The 20289-nt window shown below is 43.9% G+C and carries 21 protein-coding genes; 16 read left to right on the forward strand and 5 right to left on the reverse strand.

The features are described from left to right. Positions 1-64 precede the first annotated feature (64 nt). The 3 genes from MHH63_RS05570 to gnpA are packed head-to-tail and all read left to right on the forward strand — an operon-like array spanning position 65 to position 4056. The gene (locus MHH63_RS05570; RefSeq protein ID WP_244886367.1) at positions 65-1006 is read left to right on the forward strand and encodes a carbohydrate ABC transporter permease; all 942 of its coding nucleotides are present in this window, start codon (positions 65-67) and stop codon (positions 1004-1006) included. Between the two features lie 39 nt (positions 1007-1045). Continuing rightward, positions 1046-1870, forward strand: coding sequence for a carbohydrate ABC transporter permease (locus tag MHH63_RS05575; protein WP_197740369.1), 825 nt, complete (start codon positions 1046-1048; stop codon positions 1868-1870). Positions 1871-1896: 26 nt separating this feature from the next. After that, on the forward strand, positions 1897-4056 hold the full coding sequence (gnpA, locus tag MHH63_RS05580; protein ID WP_340394368.1) for a 1,3-beta-galactosyl-N-acetylhexosamine phosphorylase: 2160 nt from the start codon (positions 1897-1899) through the stop codon (positions 4054-4056). Between the two features lie 468 nt (positions 4057-4524). Here gnpA and MHH63_RS05585 read toward each other — a convergent pair whose 3' ends face one another. After that, a complete protein-coding gene (locus tag MHH63_RS05585) occupies positions 4525-5430 on the reverse strand; it encodes an AraC family transcriptional regulator (RefSeq protein WP_076279195.1) in 906 nt (301 codons plus the stop codon). Positions 5431-5612: 182 nt separating this feature from the next. On the opposite strand from MHH63_RS05585, the gene MHH63_RS05590 reads away from it, so the two are divergent. Genes MHH63_RS05590 through MHH63_RS05600 form a run of 3 tightly spaced genes read left to right on the forward strand, consistent with a single transcriptional unit; the run spans position 5613 to position 8540 of the window. Further along, on the forward strand, positions 5613-6461 hold the full coding sequence (locus tag MHH63_RS05590) for a sugar phosphate isomerase/epimerase family protein (protein ID WP_076130236.1): 849 nt from the start codon (positions 5613-5615) through the stop codon (positions 6459-6461). A gap of 20 nt (positions 6462-6481) precedes the next feature. Then, on the forward strand, positions 6482-7495 hold the full coding sequence (locus tag MHH63_RS05595; protein ID WP_076308955.1) for a Gfo/Idh/MocA family protein: 1014 nt from the start codon (positions 6482-6484) through the stop codon (positions 7493-7495). 31 nt (positions 7496-7526) lie between these two features. Beyond that, a complete protein-coding gene (locus MHH63_RS05600; RefSeq protein WP_076217948.1) occupies positions 7527-8540 on the forward strand; it encodes a Gfo/Idh/MocA family protein in 1014 nt (337 codons plus the stop codon). Positions 8541-8617: 77 nt separating this feature from the next. Here MHH63_RS05600 and MHH63_RS05605 read toward each other — a convergent pair whose 3' ends face one another. After that, on the reverse strand, positions 8618-8827 hold the full coding sequence (locus tag MHH63_RS05605; protein ID WP_036683023.1) for a hypothetical protein: 210 nt from the start codon (positions 8825-8827) through the stop codon (positions 8618-8620). 204 nt (positions 8828-9031) lie between these two features. Between MHH63_RS05605 and MHH63_RS05610 the strand changes: the two genes are divergently transcribed. The 4 genes from MHH63_RS05610 (at position 9032) to MHH63_RS05625 (ending at position 11782) form a co-directional block, all read left to right on the forward strand. Continuing rightward, positions 9032-9346, forward strand: a complete 315-nt coding sequence (locus MHH63_RS05610) for a hypothetical protein (RefSeq protein ID WP_076130239.1) — start codon at positions 9032-9034, stop codon at positions 9344-9346. Positions 9347-9463: 117 nt separating this feature from the next. Continuing rightward, positions 9464-9997, forward strand: a complete 534-nt coding sequence (locus tag MHH63_RS05615) for a hypothetical protein (RefSeq protein WP_076134553.1) — start codon at positions 9464-9466, stop codon at positions 9995-9997. Between the two features lie 97 nt (positions 9998-10094). After that, positions 10095-11213, forward strand: coding sequence for a DNA alkylation repair protein (locus MHH63_RS05620; protein WP_341171307.1), 1119 nt, complete (start codon positions 10095-10097; stop codon positions 11211-11213). Then, positions 11210-11782, forward strand: a complete 573-nt coding sequence (locus MHH63_RS05625; RefSeq protein ID WP_076184206.1) for a type 1 glutamine amidotransferase family protein — start codon at positions 11210-11212, stop codon at positions 11780-11782. Before MHH63_RS05620 ends, MHH63_RS05625 begins: the two co-directional genes overlap by 4 nt. A 65-nt stretch (positions 11783-11847) precedes the next feature. Here MHH63_RS05625 and MHH63_RS05630 read toward each other — a convergent pair whose 3' ends face one another. Further along, a complete protein-coding gene (locus tag MHH63_RS05630; protein ID WP_076130242.1) occupies positions 11848-12441 on the reverse strand; it encodes a hypothetical protein in 594 nt (197 codons plus the stop codon). A gap of 208 nt (positions 12442-12649) precedes the next feature. Between MHH63_RS05630 and rnhA the strand changes: the two genes are divergently transcribed. The 3 genes from rnhA to MHH63_RS05645 are packed head-to-tail and all read left to right on the forward strand — an operon-like array spanning position 12650 to position 14454. Further along, positions 12650-13306: a ribonuclease H gene (gene rnhA / locus MHH63_RS05635; protein ID WP_076184205.1), complete on the forward strand. Its 657-nt coding sequence runs from the start codon at positions 12650-12652 to the stop codon at positions 13304-13306. 44 nt (positions 13307-13350) lie between these two features. Then, positions 13351-14019, forward strand: a complete 669-nt coding sequence (gene ung, locus MHH63_RS05640; RefSeq protein WP_339187992.1) for a uracil-DNA glycosylase — start codon at positions 13351-13353, stop codon at positions 14017-14019. A 30-nt stretch (positions 14020-14049) separates the two neighbouring features. Beyond that, entirely contained in the window at positions 14050-14454 is a 405-nt protein-coding gene (locus MHH63_RS05645) for a hypothetical protein (RefSeq protein ID WP_036683006.1), read from the forward strand. A 110-nt stretch (positions 14455-14564) separates the two neighbouring features. Here MHH63_RS05645 and MHH63_RS05650 read toward each other — a convergent pair whose 3' ends face one another. Next, positions 14565-15674 (reverse strand): AI-2E family transporter, encoded by a 1110-nt coding sequence (locus MHH63_RS05650; protein ID WP_076130245.1) that lies wholly within the window; start codon positions 15672-15674, stop codon positions 14565-14567. Between the two features lie 190 nt (positions 15675-15864). Next, positions 15865-16137: a hypothetical protein gene (locus tag MHH63_RS05655; protein WP_076130246.1), complete on the reverse strand. Its 273-nt coding sequence runs from the start codon at positions 16135-16137 to the stop codon at positions 15865-15867. 251 nt (positions 16138-16388) lie between these two features. Here MHH63_RS05655 and MHH63_RS05660 point away from each other — a divergent pair, with 251 nt between their 5' ends. From MHH63_RS05660 to MHH63_RS05670, 3 genes are all read left to right on the forward strand, one after another. Next, entirely contained in the window at positions 16389-17153 is a 765-nt protein-coding gene (locus MHH63_RS05660; protein ID WP_305953507.1) for a DeoR/GlpR family DNA-binding transcription regulator, read from the forward strand. A 117-nt stretch (positions 17154-17270) separates the two neighbouring features. Beyond that, complete coding sequence (gene pfkB, locus MHH63_RS05665) at positions 17271-18182, forward strand: 1-phosphofructokinase (protein ID WP_341171308.1); 912 nt, start codon at positions 17271-17273, stop codon at positions 18180-18182. A gap of 38 nt (positions 18183-18220) precedes the next feature. Next, the gene (locus MHH63_RS05670) at positions 18221-20149 is read left to right on the forward strand and encodes a PTS fructose transporter subunit IIABC (RefSeq protein WP_076184202.1); all 1929 of its coding nucleotides are present in this window, start codon (positions 18221-18223) and stop codon (positions 20147-20149) included. Positions 20150-20289 lie beyond the last annotated feature (140 nt).

Genomic DNA, 20289 nt, shown 5'->3' on the forward strand with positions numbered 1-20289 from the left:
CTGTTAGGAATGGATAAGGTTATCTATGAACGGGATGCATTTTGTATGAAGGGGAGTGAGAAAGATGTCTGAAATGCAGCTGGCAGAAGTAGCTCCTAGACAGAGGAAATCAAAGATTAGGACAGCGAAAACCAGAAATCCTAAGCTATTCATAGCGGTATGCACGATTCCAACGCTCCTGTTGACCCTCGTATTTATGATTATTCCAACCTTTCGGGCATTTTTTATGTCTTTTACGGATGCTACCGGGATGAGTGATGAGAACAAGTTTATCTTTTTGGATAACTATAAATATATGTTTCAAGATGAGATGTTCCTCAAAGCTCTGAGCAATACATTTAAACTGATGCTGGTTGTGCCAGTGATTACGTTGATTTTTGGGCTGGTGCTTGCTTTTCTATTAACGCAGACGAAGCTGAAGGAAAGAGGATTTTACCGAACCGTATTTTTCTTTCCTAGTATCATCTCTTTGACGGTAGTCGGAATTATCTGGTCCTTTGTGTTTCATCCCAATATGGGCATTTTGAATAATATTCTGGGGAGCATCGGATTAGATCAACTGAGCAGACCCTGGCTTGGAGATAGCCGAACAGCATTGTGGTGTGTAGCCGTTACACTGATCTGGCAAGCGGTTGGTTATTATATGGTCATGTACATCGCTGCGATTGATGGGATTTCTGCGGATGTGTTTGAATCGGCGACTATTGATGGTGCGGGATATTTCCGGAAGCTTACCAGTATTACGATCCCTCTGCTAAAAGATATTATTGGCATTACGTTTGTGTTGTCTCTGGCAGGTACGATCAATTTAAGTTTTATAGTTGTAACTGTAATGACTGGTGGTGGTCCGGCAGGTGGAACTACTGTTTTACTCCACTACATGTACACGCAGGCCTTCCAGAATGCGAACTTTGGTTATGCCATGGCTATAGCTATATTTACGCTGGTGTTCGCCTTTGTGCTTTCTTTTCTGTCCAGACTACTTACAAATCGAGCAGAAGGGTAGGGGAGAAGGATGACGAGCAATCAACAGAGTCTTCTAAAAATGAATATTGCTAACTGGATTACGCGGCTGTTTCTGATTGTAGCCACCATTGTTTTGTTATATCCGTTTGTATGGAATCTCTTAGCCTCATTTAAAAGCAATACGGAATTTCTGACCGACCCCTTCTCCTTTCCACAAGCCCTACACTTCGATAACTATGTACGTGCTTTTCAGAAATCCAAGATGGGGAGTTATTTCCTGAACTCTATCTTTCTTGTGGTGTTATCCACGGCGATTTTAGTTATTTTTGTGGTTCCTATGGCTTATGTCTTAACGAGATTTAAGTTTTGGGGCTCTAAACTAATCCTTAACCTTTATATGGCCTGTATTTTTCTGCAAGCCTCCTACATTATGGTTCCTTTATTTCTGCAGGTGAATTCGTTCGGGATGTTAGACAATCGCGGGATGCTCAGTTTAATCTATGCTGTTCTGCAGTTTCCCTTTGCCATCTTTGTATTAAGTGGATTTCTGAGGTCCGTCCCTAGAGATTATGAAGAGGCCGCTAAGATTGACGGTTGTGGCAACACAGGAGTGCTCGTCAGAATTGTTGCGCCGCTTGCTAAACCGGGCATTGTGACGGTCTGTATGCTGGCAGCGATGGGCTTTTGGAATGAGTATCCGCTGGCATTGGTCTTAATTCAAAGTGATAGCAAAAAAACATTGCCAGTAGGTTTAGCCAATCTTTTTGAGGTTCAACGTTATGCTACTGATTGGAGTGCACTTTTTGCCGCGCTGATCCTAGTGCTGATTCCAACGATTCTTTTATATGTGATAGGACAAAAGCAATTGCTCCAAGGAATAAGCGCAGGCGGAATTAAGGGCTGAACAACAAAGATATGGAGGGAAGTTACGTGGACAAAGGAAGATTTACACTGCCTGGTGAAACAGGGATGGAAGAGGTCATAGCCGATCTCGTCGAAAGATGGGGTGTAGATGCCGTACGTGACAGTGATGGCACGAATCTATCGCAGGACATTCTCGATATGGGTCTGCAAATTTATTCAACGCTTTGTCTTGTCCGTGAGGACAACGAGTGGGCGAAGCAGCATCCGCAATATAGACAGCAGATTTATCTGATGTCTGCTCCAGTAATAGTAACTTCAAAGGTGAAGGCCATCGATATTATGGCTGATTATTTTGCCGAGCAATTTATTCCTAACACAGATGTGGATATAAAAAAATATTGGCAGGTTGTAAACCGGACTACAGGAGAAGTATTACCTTCTGAATGTTGGAGTTACGCAGAGGGAATTGTCACACTTGAACAGGCGGTACAATTTCACAAGTATACGGTCAGTTTCTTGGCCTACCAGAAATGGGAGCCGGTCTCCATGTACAATCACATCACGAATGATTGGGATGAGGAGCATCGTTTACCGTTGGATGTTCGTTACCCCGAGGCTCAAGGGCATGTTTTGAAGGTGCTGGAGGATTGGCTAAAGAAACATCCCAAGACTGATATCGTACGTTTTACGACCTTCTTTTATAATTTTGATTTGATTTTTAACAAGGAAGGTAAGGAGAAACAGGTGAATTGGTTTGGCTATCTGAGTTGTGTGAGTCCACTTGCGTTAGAGCAATTCGAGCAAGCTTATGGGTACCGATTGACTGCAGAAGATTTTGTGGATCAGGGGCGATATAACACACCATTTAAGAACCCGACCCAAAGATATCTGGACTGGATGGACTTCAATCAGAAATTCATCGCAGGTTATGCGAAACAATGTGTAGAAATGGTGCATGATTTCGGGAAGAAAGCGATTATGTTTTTTGGGGATCACTGGGCTGGTACAGAGCCTTATGGCAAATATTTTCCGGAGATAGGGCTCGACGCAGTGGTAGGGGCAGCAGGAGATGGCGTTACAACCCGTATGATTGCGGATATACCTATTAAGGATACCGAGGCACGTTTCTATCCTTATTTCTTTCCTGATGTCTTTTTTGAAGGGGGAGACCCTGTCGGAGAGTCCATGCCGATCTGGATCAAATGCCGGCGTGCGCTCATGCGTAAACCAGTTGGCAGGATGGGGTATGGCGGATATTTAAGTCTAGCGCATCAATTTCCGGATTTTATAGATCATGTGACAGAAATTGCGACGCAGTTCAAAGGGATTCATGCCAATGCAGAAGGGACACAGCCTTTTAAAGCTCCTTTTAAAGTGGCGGTTCTGAATACTTGGGGCTCCCTTCGAAGCTGGCAGACACATCAAGTGGCTCATTCATTATGGAATCAAAGATGTTATTCCTACATAGGAGCATTAGAGTCATTGGCGGGCTTGCCGTTCGACATTGAGTTTATAAGCTTTGATGACATCAGGTTAAGTGGGATTGATCCTAGTATCGGTGTGATTATTAACGCGGGTGATGTACACACCTCTTGGAGCGGTGGAGATCAATGGAGCGATCCGCAAGTTGTGGCAACACTTCGTGAGTGGGTGGAGCAAGGGGGCGGTTTTATTGGGATTGGTGATCCATCAGCTTATGAACATCAAGGGGTTCTTTTTCAACTAGCGGATATTCTAGGTGTTCAGAAGGAAATTGGATTTACAGCAAGCATCAATAAGCCCAAGGTAACGCCTGTGCAGGGTCATTTCATAACGGAAGATCTGGAAGGTGAGATTAATTATGGTGAAGGGATGACCATGATTTATCAAGCGGAGGCCGGAGCAGAAATATTGGACGTGCACCAAGGCAGCTGCAATCTTGCCGTGAATTCATTTGGTCGGGGGCGGGGCGTTTATATCGCGGGGCTTCCCTATAGTATTCAAAATACCAGACTACTCAGCCGAGCGATCTTTTGGGCTGCACATCAAGAGAAGCAATTGTATTCATGGTTCTCAGTGAATCCGAATGTTGAATGTCACGCGTATCCTGAGACGGGTCGATATTGTGCCGTAAATAACACTGCCGAGATCCAAAAGACACTGATCCTGATGGACAACGCTGTGATCCAAGAAATAGAGTTGCGTGGGATGGAAAGTGTGTGGTTTCAATTTGAGATCATACATTAAGAGTCAGCCGTAACTACGGCGAATAATTAGACTTCCGGCTGCTGTTATCTCCAACTTTCCTGAATTGTCCTGCTTCGATAGAGTGATTGGGGAATTTCTCCCTGAAATTCCGGGATATTTGGTCATCAGACTAATAATCAGGGAAAACCTCCCCAAAGTTTAGCTGATTCGTTAGCAATTATAGTTATTCCTCTTATTATTAGGGAGGAATTCCCTGATTTCGTTCATTTAGAGCGAATATTGGCTGTTTTCAGGGAGTTTTTCCCTAATTAGTTTTAGAGCATTCCCCGCATACTGCATTAACGCAGAAAACACGAACGTTCGCCGCCCCGCATATTGCACATCTCACCGTACAATGTATATTGTTTATCGGCCCCCACAGGTATCACACAAAGCAGATGACCCATCACCCTCAATGTTTTTGGGAGTTTTTCTTACTTGGACTGAGATATCTTGAGTTTTCCGTATCTAGAGTATCCGGGACATTTTGCGATAAGCCCGCGGAGAAATTCCCTCATTCGCAGTAAATACCCTGCTGAAATAATGGATATCAGGATAACCAACCTTATCCCCGACCTGTTCAATCGGCCAATCCGTTTCGCGCAGCAGCTTGCGTGCTTCTCGATGCCGGATGGAACGGAGATATTCACCAGGAGGCATGCCAGCTACCTCACGAAATAACTTGGAGAAATGGTCTTCATGCATATTCATGGCACCAGCCATGGATTTATTGCTCCAGCGGTCTGCTAGCTTTGAATCCATCTCATCGATTAAAGCTCTGATCCGCCCGGTATGCACGGAAGATTTGGCTGCATTCCGGGAGCTTTGTGTTCGGAGCAGCGAGGTTAGAACGCCGAGCAGTAACCCCCGACAGACCCATTCATAACCGGCAGGCCGCATCGTAAATTCATACACGAGCTGTTCCATCGCATGGATACATTCGGGTGGCGGGGTATAAATGGGCTCCTGTGACAATGGCATAAAAGGAGCGGTCACAGCTTCCAAGGCAAACTTCTCGTCCATAACCTCCTCCTCATTGACCAGCATGTCTTCATCGCTTGTAATAATCGATTCCCCAAAAAAATCAAAATGGATCCCAATGAGTTTGGTTTCCGAATCTGAGACAATCGCATTCTGATGATATACCCCGGAAGAAAGAAATATCAGTTGTCCTGAATTCAGGATATATTCCTCCGTATCCATCTTTGTTGATAATTTCCCCTGGCGAACGTATAGCAGCTCGAAATCATACAATCTTCTTCTTGGAAAGAGGCAAGGTGAGAGAGTTTGGAATTGTGCGTAGTGAATGCCAGGTGACCACTCCCGGGAAGGGACCTGTTTTCTCAGGGGATAACGGGGTTCTTTTTCAGCCACGAATAAACCTCCCATACAGTATAAAATGATTTATTAAATAGACCGGAATCGTGCAACAAATCTCTTGTTCACCTAAATAAATCTAACTTACAATCTATTATAATATAAATAAATCAAGGATATAAGCGCATTTAGGGCAGAATCTTAAAAAACGGAAAATAACAAATTTGAGGAGGATTCAGATGAAAAAGGGAATAAACATTTGGTCGTTTCGCGAAGGTACTGAGATCGAAGAATGTGCACGTCTGGCTAAAGCGGCAGGTTTCGACGGAATTGAGTTATCTTTGAATGAATCGGGTGAACTTGGCCTGCAAACCACTGAGAAAGAAGCTATTAAGATCAAAAATTCCATTCAGGAGATGGGATTAGAAATTGCAGGACTGGCGACAGGACTATATTGGTCATATGCCATGACAAGTGAATCCGCGGCGAACCGGACGAAGGCTATCGATGTATGTAAAAAACAATTGGAGCTGGCAGCAACACTTGGCGTAGATACGATTCTTGTCATTCCTGGTGCGGTTGGTGTGGATTTTATTGAGGGCTGTGAAATAGTCGATTATGAAAAAGCTTATGATCGAGCCTTGAAGGCGATCAGTGATCTAGCTCAGGATGCAAAAATGGCGGGTGTTTCTATTGGGATTGAAAATGTGTGGAATAAATTCCTGCTGTCTCCGCTCGAATTACGTTCTTTTATAGATGCTGTAGGCTCCAATTATGTAGGTTCCTATCTGGATGTAGGGAATATCGTTCATTCTGGTTATCCAGAGCAGTGGATACGGATTCTAGGCCATAGAATCAAGAAGGTGCATTTCAAAGATTACCGCCGGGCAGCCGGAGGACTTCATGGATTTGTTGATCTACTTGCTGGGGATGTGGATTATCCTGCTGTTATGGAAGCACTGCAAGAGATCGGCTACAGCAATTATGTTACTGGAGAAATGATACCGCCATATACGCATTATTCGGAGCAAATCATTTTTAATACTTCTGCAGCGATGGATGCTATTTTAGGACGCACTAGTTACTAAGTTTAAGAGAGGTGAAGGCTGTGCTCAGAGTGGGGCTGGTGGGTTTTGGATTTATGGGCCGAATGAACTTTGATCAGTATGTTCAATTGCAGGAAGACGGCCATCCGATTTCTCTGGTTGCCATTTGTGACCCGCAGATTAAAGTCCTTAAACATACTAAATCCGCGGGGAATATGAACACAGCCCACGAGGTATATGATTTATCCCCTTACAGCCTTTATGAGAATTTGGAGCATATGCTCGAAAAAGAAGAACTAGATGCTATTAGCCTTGCAGTACCTACGTACTTGCATGCTGAAATGACTTGTTCGCTGCTGGAACGAGGGTATCATGTGTTCTGTGAAAAGCCGATGGCGAGACATTCCGCAGAAGCTTGGAAGATGGTAGCGGCGGCGCAAAGCAGCGGAAAAAAATTACTGATTGGTCATTGTCTTCGCTTCTGGCCGGGATATGAATATTTGAAGGGGGTTATAGCTAGCGGTGAGTTCGGTGAAGTGACAGAGGCTTATTTTTACCGGGGTTCCGGTGCTCCTAAAGGGTGGTTGGTCAATGATGAGCTAAGTGGCGGCTGTATGCTGGATATGCATGTACACGATACGGACATCATCCATCACTTGTTTGGGAAACCAGATAAAGTATCAACGCTTGGGCGGAAGGTTTTACCGGGAAGTGGCTATGATATCGTCTCCACTCATTATTTTTATCAGGATGGAAAAGTGGTCAATGCCCAAGCGGACTGGACACTGGAAGGCGACTTTGGTTTTTACATGGGCTATCGGATTAATTTTGAACGGGGAAATGTAGTCTTTGATGGCGCGGAAGTTAAGGTAAATCCTAATCGTCAACCGGGGTTCATTGCGAAGCTTTCTTCGCATACCGGATATTACAGAGAGTTGGTATATTTCTTGAAAATCATCCAGAACGATGAGCCAGTGACCCTATGTATGCCCGAAAGTGCTGCCCAGTCCATAGAAATCATTGAGGCTGAAATCCAATCGGCTGATCAGGAAGGGGCCTGGATACGGATACGTTAAGTAACATACTTTTAGTAAAGGAGACTTCACGATGTTGAAAATAGGCTTGATCGGCTTTGGATTTATGGGCCGGATGCATTTTGATAATTATGTGCGCTTAACGGAAGAGGGGCAGCCCATTGCCCTTAAAGCCATCTGTGATTTGCGAATTGAGGAATTAAAGGATGGAAAAGCAGGCGGGAATATGAGCACTGCCCAGGAAGTCTATGATTTGTCAGCTTACAATCTATACGATGATCTGGAGAAAATGATAGCCAGTGAGGAACTGGATATGATCGACATTGCGGTTCCTACTTATCTGCATGCGGAAATGACTTGTTCGCTGCTGGAACGTGGATATCATGTTTTTTGTGAGAAACCGATGGCCAGAACTTCCGTACAAGCGCTGGAGATGGTGGAAACGGCAGCCCGCTGTGGGAAAAAACTGATGATCGGACATTGCCTCCGTTTTTGGCCGGGGTATGAATATTTAAAAGAAGTGATAGAGAGCGGGCAGTTCGGTCAGGTCACGGAAGGGTATTTTTACAGGGGTTCTGGTGCTCCTAAGGATTGGTTTCTTGATGAGACACTAAGCGGTGGAGGCATTATGGATATGCATATTCACGATACGGATATGATTAACTATCTGTTCGGCAGACCGGATAAAGTATCATCCTTAGGACGTAATGTCCTTCCGGGTAGCGGATATGATATCGCATCGACTCACTATTTTTATAAGGATGCAAAAGTAATTAATGCTCAGGTGGATTGGACGCTGGAAGGTGATTTTGGTTTTTACATGGGGTACCGGGTTAATTTTGAACGTGGAAATATAGTGTTTGATGGCAGCGAGGTCAAGGTCAATCCGAATGACGGGGCAGGCTATTTAGCGGAACTTTCACCGGATGTTGGCTACTATAGAGAGCTTGTATATTTTCTGGATGTTATTATCCAGGATAAGCCTATCATTATTTGTACGCCAGAGAGTACAGCGGAGTCTTTAAGAATCGTGGAAGCAGAAATGAAGTCAGCGGATGCTGAAGGCGAATGGATTGTGCTAGATTAGTTGTGTGTAGAGTGAATAAGGACGTGAGCTGGAAGAGGATCATTCACAATGACCTTTTTCCAGTTCACGTCCTTTTGTCATCGCTGAAATTTGGTGTTGTCTCTTGCATAATGGGATACTGATCCGTCATATCTTCTCAGCCGTACTTGTTCGTCAGAGAACAGTTCAACAATTCCTGAAGCAACCTCTGAATACATTCCATCAGGATCAAGCTGTAGCGCAGAAATATAGGTTTGGGATAAGGCAGCTATAAAAAAATCAATATTTTTCACTAGTGTTTGTGGCATGTTATTCCCTCCGGTGACATCTTGTACATGATGATATTTTAACCATAGGAGTTATTTTACCATGATTTATCGTTGAGTTTTAGGAAGAATTCTTTGGTAAAAGTCGAAAATATGAGAAATTTGGTTGAAATTGTATTTAAGATCGTCTTTAATGAAACGAAGAGGGTAATTTTACCACTCTAAATAAATTAAGGGGATTACATAATGAAAGACTATGAAGTGCTGGAAATTAACAAAAAGAGTTTTTTTAAAACAACTATCTATTTTATGATCATTCCTACATTGCTATTGTTTATAGTAGGTCTAGGGATGGTGGTGGTCGGGCTTATCATTAAAGAGACGTTTATTGTTGTTATGGGTATCCCTTATTTGATTATGCCGGTTATTTTGATACTCATTTATGGATTGGTGGGTATGCTGGTAGCGCTGGTATATAACAAGCTGGCGAAGAGATTCGGAGGACTAGAACTGAAAATAGTGGAGAAAACCCCTCCGGTTGAAGCAAACTATTTACCATAACCCGAAGTTATTAAAGGGCAGGTATTGCGATGATTTCGCTACCTGTCCTTTTTTATTTTAATTTGAAAAGAAACCGGGGAATGGATATGATTTGGATAATGAAAGGATGATTGCCAGATGACAGAACCGACACAAAGAGCCAAGGAGCTGTACATTCAGTTTTTGGGTCATTTTTTAAATATGCATAAAGCAGGAGTACTTAAGGAGTACAAAAGTTTTGAAATTCCAAGAGAAGTGGAGCTGGAATGGCTGCAGGAATGGGCTATGGAGCACGTCAAGCAGTTGTCGATACGGGACTGGGATGCGATTACGATACTGGAATCCATCTCGCGGAATTATCAGGATAGCTGGATTGTGGAAAAAGTGGCTTCTTTTGCTTCGCGGAATATTATGAGCGCCGATAGTTTGGTTAGACTGATTTATGCGGAAAAAATGCTTGAAATCATTCGTTCTCATAACCAAGTGATCACAAAAGAACTGTTATTTCAAGGCTGTAAGGTTGCTGTGCAAATTCTCGAGGATGTAATCTCACAGCCGCTGGTCATTGATCCTGGACACGAACTTAAAGAACATAATCTTAAAGATAAGCGCGCGTTAAACAGTCGAGCCCAACAAGGGATTGAAGAGGTAAAGGTACTTATTAATTCTTAACTGCCAAAGTTGACATACTGTTGTCAACTTGGGTGTGCTACGATTTCCTGACAGAATCAAGTCTGCTGATCTAAAGAAGAAAATGAGGGATTATCGAATGGCTGAACCTTTAAAAGCAATGTACAATGAACAATTTCTGCGTGAGTTCGGCGAAAAGATTCGTGGCGTACATAATGTCTTCGAGACTGAGGCATTTGTAAGCTCAGCCATGACTGAACCGTGGGAAACGCTTGAGCTGAAGGCAAGAATGCGGCGGATCACCGAGACGTTGGGCAGCCACTTAAAGCTTCCTTATGAGGAAGCGCTGGCTAGCCTATTCGCCATTGCTGACGATTGTGTAGGATTTCCTTATTTGATTTTTCCGGATTTTGTTGAGGTATATGGTCAGGGAGACGATCATTGGGAATTGTCTATGCAGGCGCTGGAAAGATTCACAGCGAAATCATCGGCTGAATTTGCAGTTAGGCCGTTTCTCTTACGGGAACCAGAGCGGATGATGGCTCAAATGCTGGTATGGGCGAAGCACCCTGATGAGCATGTACGTAGGCTGGCTAGTGAGGGCTGTCGGCCTCGTCTGCCTTGGGGACAGGCGCTTCCCATGTTCAAGCTTGACCCAGCTCCGGTATTACCTGTACTTGAGCAGCTTAAGGCGGATACATCCCTGTATGTGCGTAAAAGTGTCGCTAATCATTTGAATGATATTGCGAAGGATCATCCGGAAGTGGTGCTCGATACCGCTCGGCGCTGGAAGGGAACACATCCCGATACAGACTGGATTGTGCGGCACGGCTGCCGTTCTTTGATTCGTAAAGCTGAGCCAGAGATTATGGCTTTATTCGGATACGCAGAGCAGACAGACGAAGCTGCTCCACTTATAACGAGTGCCTTCATTCTATTGGAACCTTCAATCCTGACCATTGGCGAAAGCTCTGAATTACAGTATAAGCTTCAAGTTCGTGAGGGAGCTCCGGCACGGATTCGGATTGAATACGGAATCTATTTCGTGAAAGCGGCAGGTCGAACCTCCCGTAAATCTTTTTTGTTATCGGATAAGACCGTACCTGGAGGTACAATTCTGTCAGGTAAACGGACACATCGTTGGGCTGATTTAACAACTCGGCGTCATTATCCAGGAGAGCACCGGATTGTGCTGCTGGTAAATGGGCGAGAAGTGGCGGAAGTGGCGTTAGAACTTAAAGGGAGTGCTAATATATGAAAAAAGAAGTTTTGATGTTTCTATCCAATGGCTACGCTGATTGGGAAAGCGGATATATTAGTGCCGAACTAAATAAGCAGGAAAGTGAATATAAAGTAAGAACAGTTGCTCTAACTAGCGACAATGTTAAATCTATGGGTGGATTTACTGTTGTACCTGACTATACTTTAGACAGTTTACCTGCTCAGTATGAAATGTTGATTTTAATCGGGGGCACAGGCTGGAAAGATAATTCAGCTATTACTCCAGTGATTGAAAAATGTCTGCAGGAGAGTGTACCTATAGCCGCTATATGTGATGCTACAACTTTTTTGGCTGAACATGGCTATTTAGACAACATACCGCATACCGGAAATTCATTGGATTATTTAAAACAAAATGCTCCTAATTATAAAGGAGAAGCAAATTATATAGAAAAACAGGCAGTTTCGAGTGAATATATTATTACAGCTAATGGCACAGCTTCTTTAGAATTTGCAAGGGAAGTTATGAAGAAGTTAGAGGGTTTCCCAATCGAAACCGTCGAGGGATGGTACAACTTTTTCAAAGATGGTTTTTATCAAGAATAAGGGTGTATATAAAAAAGGTGGTCTCAAGTCTTAACGACTTGAGATCACCTTTTTGGGGTTGAATCTTATTTTTTCACTTCTGTAACACCAGTTACTTTTCCTTGATCGGATGAATTAAAGGTGGATTTATATTGATCGTTTGCGAAGTAGACATTGCCTTCAACGGTTGCGTTCACCAGGGTAAATCCATCCGCTTCTACGTATACATCTCCAATAAAAGTGCCGCCTTGGATGCGGGCGTTTTTACTCTTGATGGTCAATTTTGGAGCAGTCAGTTTAAAGGAGTTGGTGATGTTGTGATCCGCATCTTGTGTGTATAGAGCAATTTTTCTGGCGGGTTCCTCTTTATTCATGAATTCTCCATCCACCACGAGATCTTCGGTGAAGGTTAAGTCTTTAAGTGTGGCAGCAATCCAGGTTCCTTCTGGACTGATGGCGCGTTTGAAGGCTTCTTCATTATCTACTACGGAAGCTGAGGTTACAGCATCTGTGGTGTTATTTTGATTATTAGCCGTGCCTGTATTATTAGTGGTTCCCGCATTGTTCGTGTTCTCAGGAGTGCTTGTTGCAGTAGCATTATTGGCATTGTTTGTTGCATTTCCACATCCGACCATTAACACAAAAGCAAATACCGCAGCAACACTTGCTATCTTTCTCATCTGTATAACCTCCCTAAGTAATTGTACTGATATCCTTCGAGCTTACTATAGAGTGATTAGTTAGTAATTTACCAATCAATCTACAAATGGTAATATAGGCCTGGACATCTCTGGCGTATAGTATGACCTGAAAAATGTGATTTATCCGATGAATTCACGAGCAATATGGATTACAATAAGTACAGGCAGTAGAAAAGGAGCATTATCCATGGCCAAACAGAAATATTATGTAGTCTGGGAAGGTAAACAACCGGGAGTCTATAGCACTTGGGCAGAATGCCAGGCACAGACAGATCATTATACCGGTGCAAAATATAAATCCTATGAATCCAAAGCAGCAGCTGATGCGGCATATAAAGCGGGCTGGAAGGGGAATTGGGGAACAGGGGCAGCTGGTGCAGCAAAGTCTAAGGGGACTAGTTCTTTTAAACGCAGTGCTACAGTAGAGACCTCTGAGGAGATTGATTACAACAGTATTTCAGTAGATGTGGGGACTCGTGGTAATCCGGGGCCTGTTGAATATAAGGGTGTAGATACACAAACGGGAGATATCATTTTCTCCTGTGGTCCGATCAAAAAGGGCACTAATAATTTAGGTGAATTTTTAGCGATTGTTCATGCCTTGGCGTTGTTGAAGAAAGAGGGAAGCGATAAAACGGTCTACAGTGATTCAGTAAATGCAATGAAGTGGGTGAAGCAGAAGAAGGTGGCAACAACCTTGCCGCGCGATTCTTCAACAGAGGAAATTTGGGTGCTTATTGATCGGGCAGAGCGTTGGTTGCAAACCAATACATATGACAATAAGGTGCTCAAGTGGCAGACCAAAGAGTGGGGCGAGATCAAAGCGGATTATGGTCGGAAATAAAAAAGCTATATCGCTATGGTTTCGGTTAAAGGAGGAGTTTGGGGATGTTTGGCAACGATTGGGATGAGGTATTGCAGGATGAAATGCAAAAGCCCTATTTTCTAAAATTAATGGACGCACTAACACAAGAATATAAGGAACATACCGTTTATCCGCCAAAAGAATTATTGTTCACAGCATTGAAATTAACGCCTTATAAGGAGACCCGTGTAGTTATTTTAGGTCAAGATCCTTATCATGGTCCCGGACAAGCGCACGGACTAAGCTTCTCTGTCAATCCGGGGGTACGTATCCCTCCGTCACTGCGCAATATTTATGCAGAGCTGAAGGAGGACGTCGGTGTGCCTGTTCCGAACCACGGCTCTTTGCTGCACTTAGCAGAGCAGGGAGTGTTGTTGCTGAACACCGTGCTGACGGTACGTGAAGGTGAGGCTGGTTCGCATAAAGGTCTGGGCTGGGAGACATTCACAGACACTATTATGCAAAAGCTAAATGAAAGATCTACGCCTATGGTGTTTATATTATGGGGAAGTCATGCGCAGAAAAAAGGCGCCTTCATCGATAAAAGCCGGCATAAGGTGCTGCAATCGCCTCATCCAAGCCCACTTTCATCGCATCGTGGATTTTTTGGCAGTCGTCCGTTCTCAAAGGCCAACCAATTTTTAGAGTCGCAGGGGTTGGCAGGAATAGATTGGTTCATTCCGGACTTATAATTTATGGAGTGATGCGAAGGGGAGGTAGCTATGAAGCATTGGGTAGGTAAACCCGTTATAATGTACTGCGGGGAGAAACCTTATACCATTATGAAGGGAATCCTCCGCAAATGGGACCTTTCCGCATCGGTGGCGGTGATTGGCCATCAGGAAATTGCTGTGCCGTTTCGGGATATTGTTGTTATTAAGGCTCTGGCTCCAAAAGAAAGAGCGCTGCCTCCAGTTCTCCATTCCGTAGGTTATGTGATGAGGGATCGGCAGCAATTTGACAATGCAGTGTATTTTAAATCGGCGGTTAGCGTCTGGAAAGAAGATCAGCTTATTGCCTTTAATACGATTATTACCTCACATACGAAAGGTTCAGTTACTCTTCAGAACGGCCAAAACCTGATGAAGGGCAATCACATCTTTGTAGTTCGTTCTTTACGAGGATGATTTCAGGCACCTGTAAAGAATAAAAAAGGGTACGACTCCGAGTGATTGGAGACGTACCCTTTTTTATTTTATAGATAAGCTCCGCCCGTTCACGAAGTAGATTACAACCGTTATAGCTCCTCTTTTTTGATAGGCTCAGTTTCATCTATCCGGTCTGCAATAATAATCTCATACACGCGCAGGAAAACAATTTTTATAATCATATAAACAGGGAGCGCAATAAGAACTCCGATAATACCGTAGAAGTCTCCACCTATAAGGACAAGGATGACCGTAGTCAGTGGATGAACATCCAATGATTTTCCGTAAATAATCGGTGAGAGTACATTATCCTGGATCTGCTGGGCAATGAAGATTACAACCAGGGACCATATGGCCATCGTTGGTGATTCAATGAAACCCACTATAATTACCGGAATCGCTGCTAAGAATGATCCCACATATGGAATGAAGTTAAGGGGCACTGAAATTACGGCGAGCAACAGGGAGTAAGGCAGTCCGATGATAAGGAACCCTATATATAACATAATACCGAGTACGACATTTAGCACCACACGTGTGACGATGAAGCTGCTTAAGGCGCTGTCGATATCTCCAAACATCTCTTGCCCTTCCTTACGATATTTTCTCGGAATTAAGCCTTGAAGCTTAGGCGATAGCTTATAGTCATCTTTTAGCATGTAGTACAGAATGATGGGCAAAGTTGCGATTAACACTACAATGCTGGAAACAACGCCAATCAAATTGGACATGGAATTGGTAACCCAGGTAATAGTATCGCTAAGAAATTCTGATAAACGGGCCGCGACGTCAGAGTCCCCTTTGAAAAAACGTGACAGTGTCGGATTCTCCCTCAATGCATTGAACTGATCCTGCAAACCTTGCACGAGGTAAGGAGTGTTATCAATAAAGTTCTGAATTTGTTCTTGCAGTGTCGGCCAGACTAGAATCCAGAAGAGAACGAACAAGCCGGCAATCAGAAAATAAATGAGCAGGATGGAGAACGCCCGGTTTAATTTTCTTTTCTCAAGGATTCTTACTAACGGACGCAGCAGGTAGTACATGAACCCTGATAACATCATAGGAACAAGTAATAATTTGAAAATGGCACCCAGTGGGGCGAAGAGAAACATTACTTTGGAGCCTAAGTACAAAATCAGTAAAAAGGCGATAATAGCAAGGCTTGTCCGAAAATACTTCTGTTGTGGCAATAAAAACATCCCCCAAAATTCAAATTTATGTCTATGTAGTTTAATAACCCTAATTTACAAGTATTGATTCAAAAGCGGGCAATTCCTTTTAGGTAGTTCTTGGCATACCCATATAGAGGTTCTAGTTACAAAGGTTACGCCAAGTAAAAAGTTCGCAATTTAACAAGGAGATATAACTATTTATCTGCTTTTTCACAGATTATCTTGACTTTCGTCTATGAGATTTTCTAGTGGATAAAGTAAAGATTTCAGGAACTACATCTTCGCCTCCGGTTTCTTTGGTAACTTGTCTTGCTTTAACAAGAGATAAAAAGGAAAAAATCTCACCTAACGCTACAAGTCCAGCTGCGATGATCTCATAATCCTCAGCGCTAAGTTCTGCGGATTCCACTGGGTTATTGTTATTGGTGGTCCCATTCTTATTAGCATTGCTGTTGCCTTTATTTCTCCCGCTGTTTCTTCCATTGGCCATTTCTGATCACCCGCTTTTCCCGGTATGTATTATTAATATGTTATAAATGCCGCATATGAGATAGGCAATTCGGATGTAATTTTGCACTGTCTCTTTTTAGCACTTTACACAGGATGAAAACGCTGTTAAAATCATAAACGAGCACAAACGATCAATAACGGTCACATATAATCAATTAACGGTCAAGAAAATTCATAGATGAGCGCAAGGAATTGCACAGGTCGCGCTGTCACATAAAGGAGCGAGCCACGATGATGTTTGAGGAAGAGAGAAAACAAAAAATCGTGCTTTTTGTGGAAAAAAACTCAAGAGCTTCTGTACAGGAGCTAAGTCAGGAAATGGGCGTATCTGAGTCTACTGTGCGCCGTGATCTGAAGGAGCTGGAAGAAGCCAAGCTATTAAAGCGTACTCATGGCGGAGCGGTTTCCCTGCAGAGTGTTAATTTTGAGGCAGCTTATCCTGATAAGGAAGACCATTTGTTGGATGAGAAGCAAAGGATTGCCCGTAAGGCCGTGGAGATGATTCAGGAGGGTGACGCAATACTGCTTGATGCAGGAACAACAACACTGCAGATTGCCAGAGAGCTGAAGAACTTTTCGAATATCAAAGTCATTACGAACTCGATTATGGCGCTGAATGAACTGCGGGATTGCCGCAATATCGAAGTCTCAATTACAGGCGGTATGCTTCGCCCGGATACGATGGCTTTTGTTGGACCGATGACAGAGCGTTCCTTAGATATGGTGAGAGTGGATAAAACTTTTCTTGCCACTAATGGACTGGATTTGCGGGAAGGCATCACAACTCCGAACATGTTAGAGGCAGCTACAAAACGCAAAATGATCGCAGTCGCCAAGCAAGTTATTCTACTGGCAGATCACAGTAAACTGGGGCAGGTATCCTTTAGCAAGGTTGCAGATGTGACGGAAATGGATCATTGCATTATAGATTCAGGAGCGTCTGACAAATTCATCCGTGAGATCACGCAATTGGGTGTGGATTTCACGCTGGTATAAATTTTATATAGGATAAGCAATTATGAATTACCGTGTGATCGTTTGGAGAAATTACAGATGCCGTACTTGTGATCGGTAATCTATAGCTTAGAAAACCAACATAATTGAGGGATAATCATGATCTATACTGTAACGCTTAATCCTTCCATTGATTATATCGTGGAAGTGGAAGATTTGAGACTGGGTGACTTGAACCGGATGAAACGTGATTTGAAGCTTCCGGGAGGGAAGGGAATTAACGTATCCCGAGTGCTTAATCAGCTTGGGGTTCAGAATAAGGCTATGGGATTTCTTGGAGGCTTCACCGGCCGATATATTGAGGATTGGTTACACGAAGAGTCAATTTCAAGCGATTTCGTGTTTGTTTCTGATGATACGCGGATTAACATCAAGCTCAAGCATGGAGAGGAAACGGAGATCAACGGTGTTGGACCCGTCATTCATGATCCTGAAGCCAATGCACTATTGCAAAAGTTGGCTGCCCTGAACGCGGAGGATGTAGTGATTTTGTCGGGAAGCGTTCCCCCATCACTGGGTGCAGATTTCTATGACAAGCTTATAGCTGTGTGCAAACAGAGCGGAGCGGAATTCGTCATTGACACTACTGGTGCTGCACTTCAAAAAGCACTGGCGTATCAGCCATTGCTGATTAAACCGAACCATCATGAGCTCGCAGAGCTATTCGGCGTAACCATAGATACGAGGGAAGAGATTATTACTTATGGACGCAAGCTGCTGGATGCAGGAGCGAAAAATGTACTGGTTTCTATGGCGGGTGAAGGGGCTTTGTTCATTACGGAGCAAGGGGTATACCACGCCAACGCACCATCAGGTAAAGTGAAAAATTCTGTAGGTGCAGGAGATTCCATGATCGCTGGTTTTGTAGGGACACTGTCTTTGACAGGAGACTTGTTGGAGGCGTTCCGTGCAGGCGTTGCCTCGGGCAGTGCAACCGCATTCTCTGATGACTTAGCGGACAGAGAATTCATTGAACAGCTGAGACCGCTGATCCAAATCTCAGAAGTGTAAGCCGACAGCATTCAAAGTACTTAAGGGAGTTGAGCATGATGAGAATAACGGATTTAATGATAAAAGAAACGATGATCATGGATCTAAAAGCTACAACTAAGGAAGCTGCAATTGATGAATTGATTGCGAGTCTTGCTGCAAGTGGCCGAATTAATGATCCGATCCTTTTTAAAGAGATGATTCTGAAGCGCGAAGAGCAGTCCAGCACTGGGATTGGCGGCGGCATTGCAATGCCGCACGCTAAGACTAAAGCGGTAAATGAAGCGACGGTTGTATTTGCTAAGAGCGCAAGGGGAGTGGAGTTTGAATCCCTTGATGATGAGCCAGCACGTATCTTCTTTATGATTGCCGCTCCAGAAGGAGCAGGCAATATGCATCTTCGTACACTGGCCTCATTGTCCAGACTGTTGATCGATAGCGAGTTCATTGAACAGCTTATGAATACTCAGACTCCTGACGAGGTATCAGCTTTGTTTGATGCCAAGCAGGCGGAAGGTGAAGCTAAGGAGAAAGAGAACGAAGCTGCTGAAACTGCCGCGAAGTCAGAGCCTGAACGTGTAATCGTGGGCAACCCGGATTCCCAAGCTTTTGTCGTAGCTGTAACTGCTTGTCCTACAGGCATTGCACACACTTTTATGGCTGAAGATGCCCTTAAGAAAAAAGCTCTGGAAATGGGAGTTAATATCCGTGTAGAGACGAATGGTTCAGAAGGGGCCAAAAACGTACTTACCCCTGATGAGATTCGGCGTGCAAGCGGTGTAATTGTTGCAGCTGATAAAAAGGTGGAAATGGCCCGTTTTGACGGTAAACCTGTACTGCAAAGACCTGTAAGTGATGGCATCCGTAAGTCGGAAGAGCTTATTCGTAAAGCTATGAATGGGGAAGCGCCGATTTATCACAATGAAGGTCGCGGTGGCAATGACGAAGGGTCTAAAGAGAAATCTGGCAGTATCGGCAGTAAAATATATAAGGACTTAATGAATGGGATCTCCCACATGCTCCCGTTTGTAGTCGGTGGCGGTATTCTGCTAGCAATCTCCTTCCTGATTGAACAAGTAGGTGGAGCAGATCATCCGCTGTTCCAGTTACTGCAGACAATTGGTGGCGGAGATGGTGCCTTCCATTTCCTAATTCCAGTCCTTGCTGGATTTATAGCGCTTAGCATTGGTGATCGTCCGGCTCTGATGCCAGGTATGGTTGGGGGTTACATGGCCTTGAATTCCAACGCTGGGTTCCTCGGCGGGCTGGCTGCTGGTTTCTTGGCGGGGTATGTAATTATCGGATTACGTAAAGTATTTGCAGGACTGCCTAAAACACTTGACGGACTGAAGCCGATCCTGTTATATCCGGTATTCGGGCTTCTAATTACCGGTGGATTGATGTATTACCTGTTCGATCCGGTCTTTAGCTGGATCAATGTAGGGCTGATTGATTGGCTTAATGATCTTGGAACTGTTAATGCTGTTATTTTGGGTCTGGTTCTCGGTGGCATGATGGCCATAGATATGGGTGGACCTTTCAATAAAGCTGCTTATACTTTTGCCATCGGTGTATTCACTACCAGTGGCAATACCAACGGCTTCATGATGGCTGCTGTAATGGCGGGGGGGATGGTGCCTCCACTTGCAATAGCACTGGCTTCTACTTTCTTTAAGAATAAATTCACAGAAGAAGAACGTAAATCAGGCTTAACGAACTATGTGCTGGGCTTATCGTTCATTACGGAAGGGGCCATTCCATTCGCCGCAGCCGATCCGCTTCGTGTCCTAACCTCTTGTATTCTTGGTTCGGCCGTTGCTGGAGGTCTTACACAGCTTTGGAATATCAACGTGCCGGCTCCGCATGGCGGGATCTTTGTAGCTGCCCTTTCAAGCCACGCGCTGTTGTTCCTCTTAGCTGTTCTGATCGGTTCGGTCATCTCCGGATTGATGCTCGGATTATGGAAGAAACCGCTTGAAGCAAAGTAACTTTATAAATAAATTGAACTGCTGGGTGCCAGAAATTTCATTCTGGCACCCAGCAGTTTTTGTATGGACATTAATCACCCACCTCCTCGCCCATAGGTAGATTTATCTCCATAAATGAGGTTTAATTTTATATAATTGAA

Source organism: Paenibacillus sp. FSL H3-0310, from assembly GCF_038002785.1.
Taxonomy (GTDB): Bacteria; Bacillota; Bacilli; order Paenibacillales; family Paenibacillaceae; genus Paenibacillus_AQ; species Paenibacillus_AQ odorifer.

Bases quoted from the DNA above. Each gene is read 5' to 3' on its own strand.
- MHH63_RS05570 (WP_244886367.1), top strand. From the start codon at position 65: ATGTCTGAAATGCAGCTGGCAGAAGTAGCTCCTAGACAGAGGAAATCA.
- MHH63_RS05575 (WP_197740369.1), top strand. From the start codon at position 1,046: ATGAATATTGCTAACTGGATTACGCGGCTGTTTCTGATTGTAGCCACC.
- MHH63_RS05590 (WP_076130236.1), top strand. From the start codon at position 5,613: ATGAAAAAGGGAATAAACATTTGGTCGTTTCGCGAAGGTACTGAGATC.
- MHH63_RS05600 (WP_076217948.1), top strand. From the start codon at position 7,527: ATGTTGAAAATAGGCTTGATCGGCTTTGGATTTATGGGCCGGATGCAT.
- MHH63_RS05605 (WP_036683023.1), bottom strand. From the start codon at position 8,827: ATGCCACAAACACTAGTGAAAAATATTGATTTTTTTATAGCTGCCTTA.
- MHH63_RS05610 (WP_076130239.1), top strand. From the start codon at position 9,032: ATGAAAGACTATGAAGTGCTGGAAATTAACAAAAAGAGTTTTTTTAAA.
- MHH63_RS05615 (WP_076134553.1), top strand. From the start codon at position 9,464: ATGACAGAACCGACACAAAGAGCCAAGGAGCTGTACATTCAGTTTTTG.
- MHH63_RS05620 (WP_341171307.1), top strand. From the start codon at position 10,095: ATGGCTGAACCTTTAAAAGCAATGTACAATGAACAATTTCTGCGTGAG.
- MHH63_RS05625 (WP_076184206.1), top strand. From the start codon at position 11,210: ATGAAAAAAGAAGTTTTGATGTTTCTATCCAATGGCTACGCTGATTGG.
- MHH63_RS05630 (WP_076130242.1), bottom strand. From the start codon at position 12,441: ATGAGAAAGATAGCAAGTGTTGCTGCGGTATTTGCTTTTGTGTTAATG.
- rnhA (WP_076184205.1), top strand. From the start codon at position 12,650: ATGGCCAAACAGAAATATTATGTAGTCTGGGAAGGTAAACAACCGGGA.
- ung (WP_339187992.1), top strand. From the start codon at position 13,351: ATGTTTGGCAACGATTGGGATGAGGTATTGCAGGATGAAATGCAAAAG.
- MHH63_RS05645 (WP_036683006.1), top strand. From the start codon at position 14,050: ATGAAGCATTGGGTAGGTAAACCCGTTATAATGTACTGCGGGGAGAAA.
- MHH63_RS05650 (WP_076130245.1), bottom strand. From the start codon at position 15,674: ATGTTTTTATTGCCACAACAGAAGTATTTTCGGACAAGCCTTGCTATT.
- MHH63_RS05655 (WP_076130246.1), bottom strand. From the start codon at position 16,137: ATGGCCAATGGAAGAAACAGCGGGAGAAATAAAGGCAACAGCAATGCT.
- MHH63_RS05660 (WP_305953507.1), top strand. From the start codon at position 16,389: ATGATGTTTGAGGAAGAGAGAAAACAAAAAATCGTGCTTTTTGTGGAA.
- pfkB (WP_341171308.1), top strand. From the start codon at position 17,271: ATGATCTATACTGTAACGCTTAATCCTTCCATTGATTATATCGTGGAA.
- MHH63_RS05670 (WP_076184202.1), top strand. From the start codon at position 18,221: ATGAGAATAACGGATTTAATGATAAAAGAAACGATGATCATGGATCTA.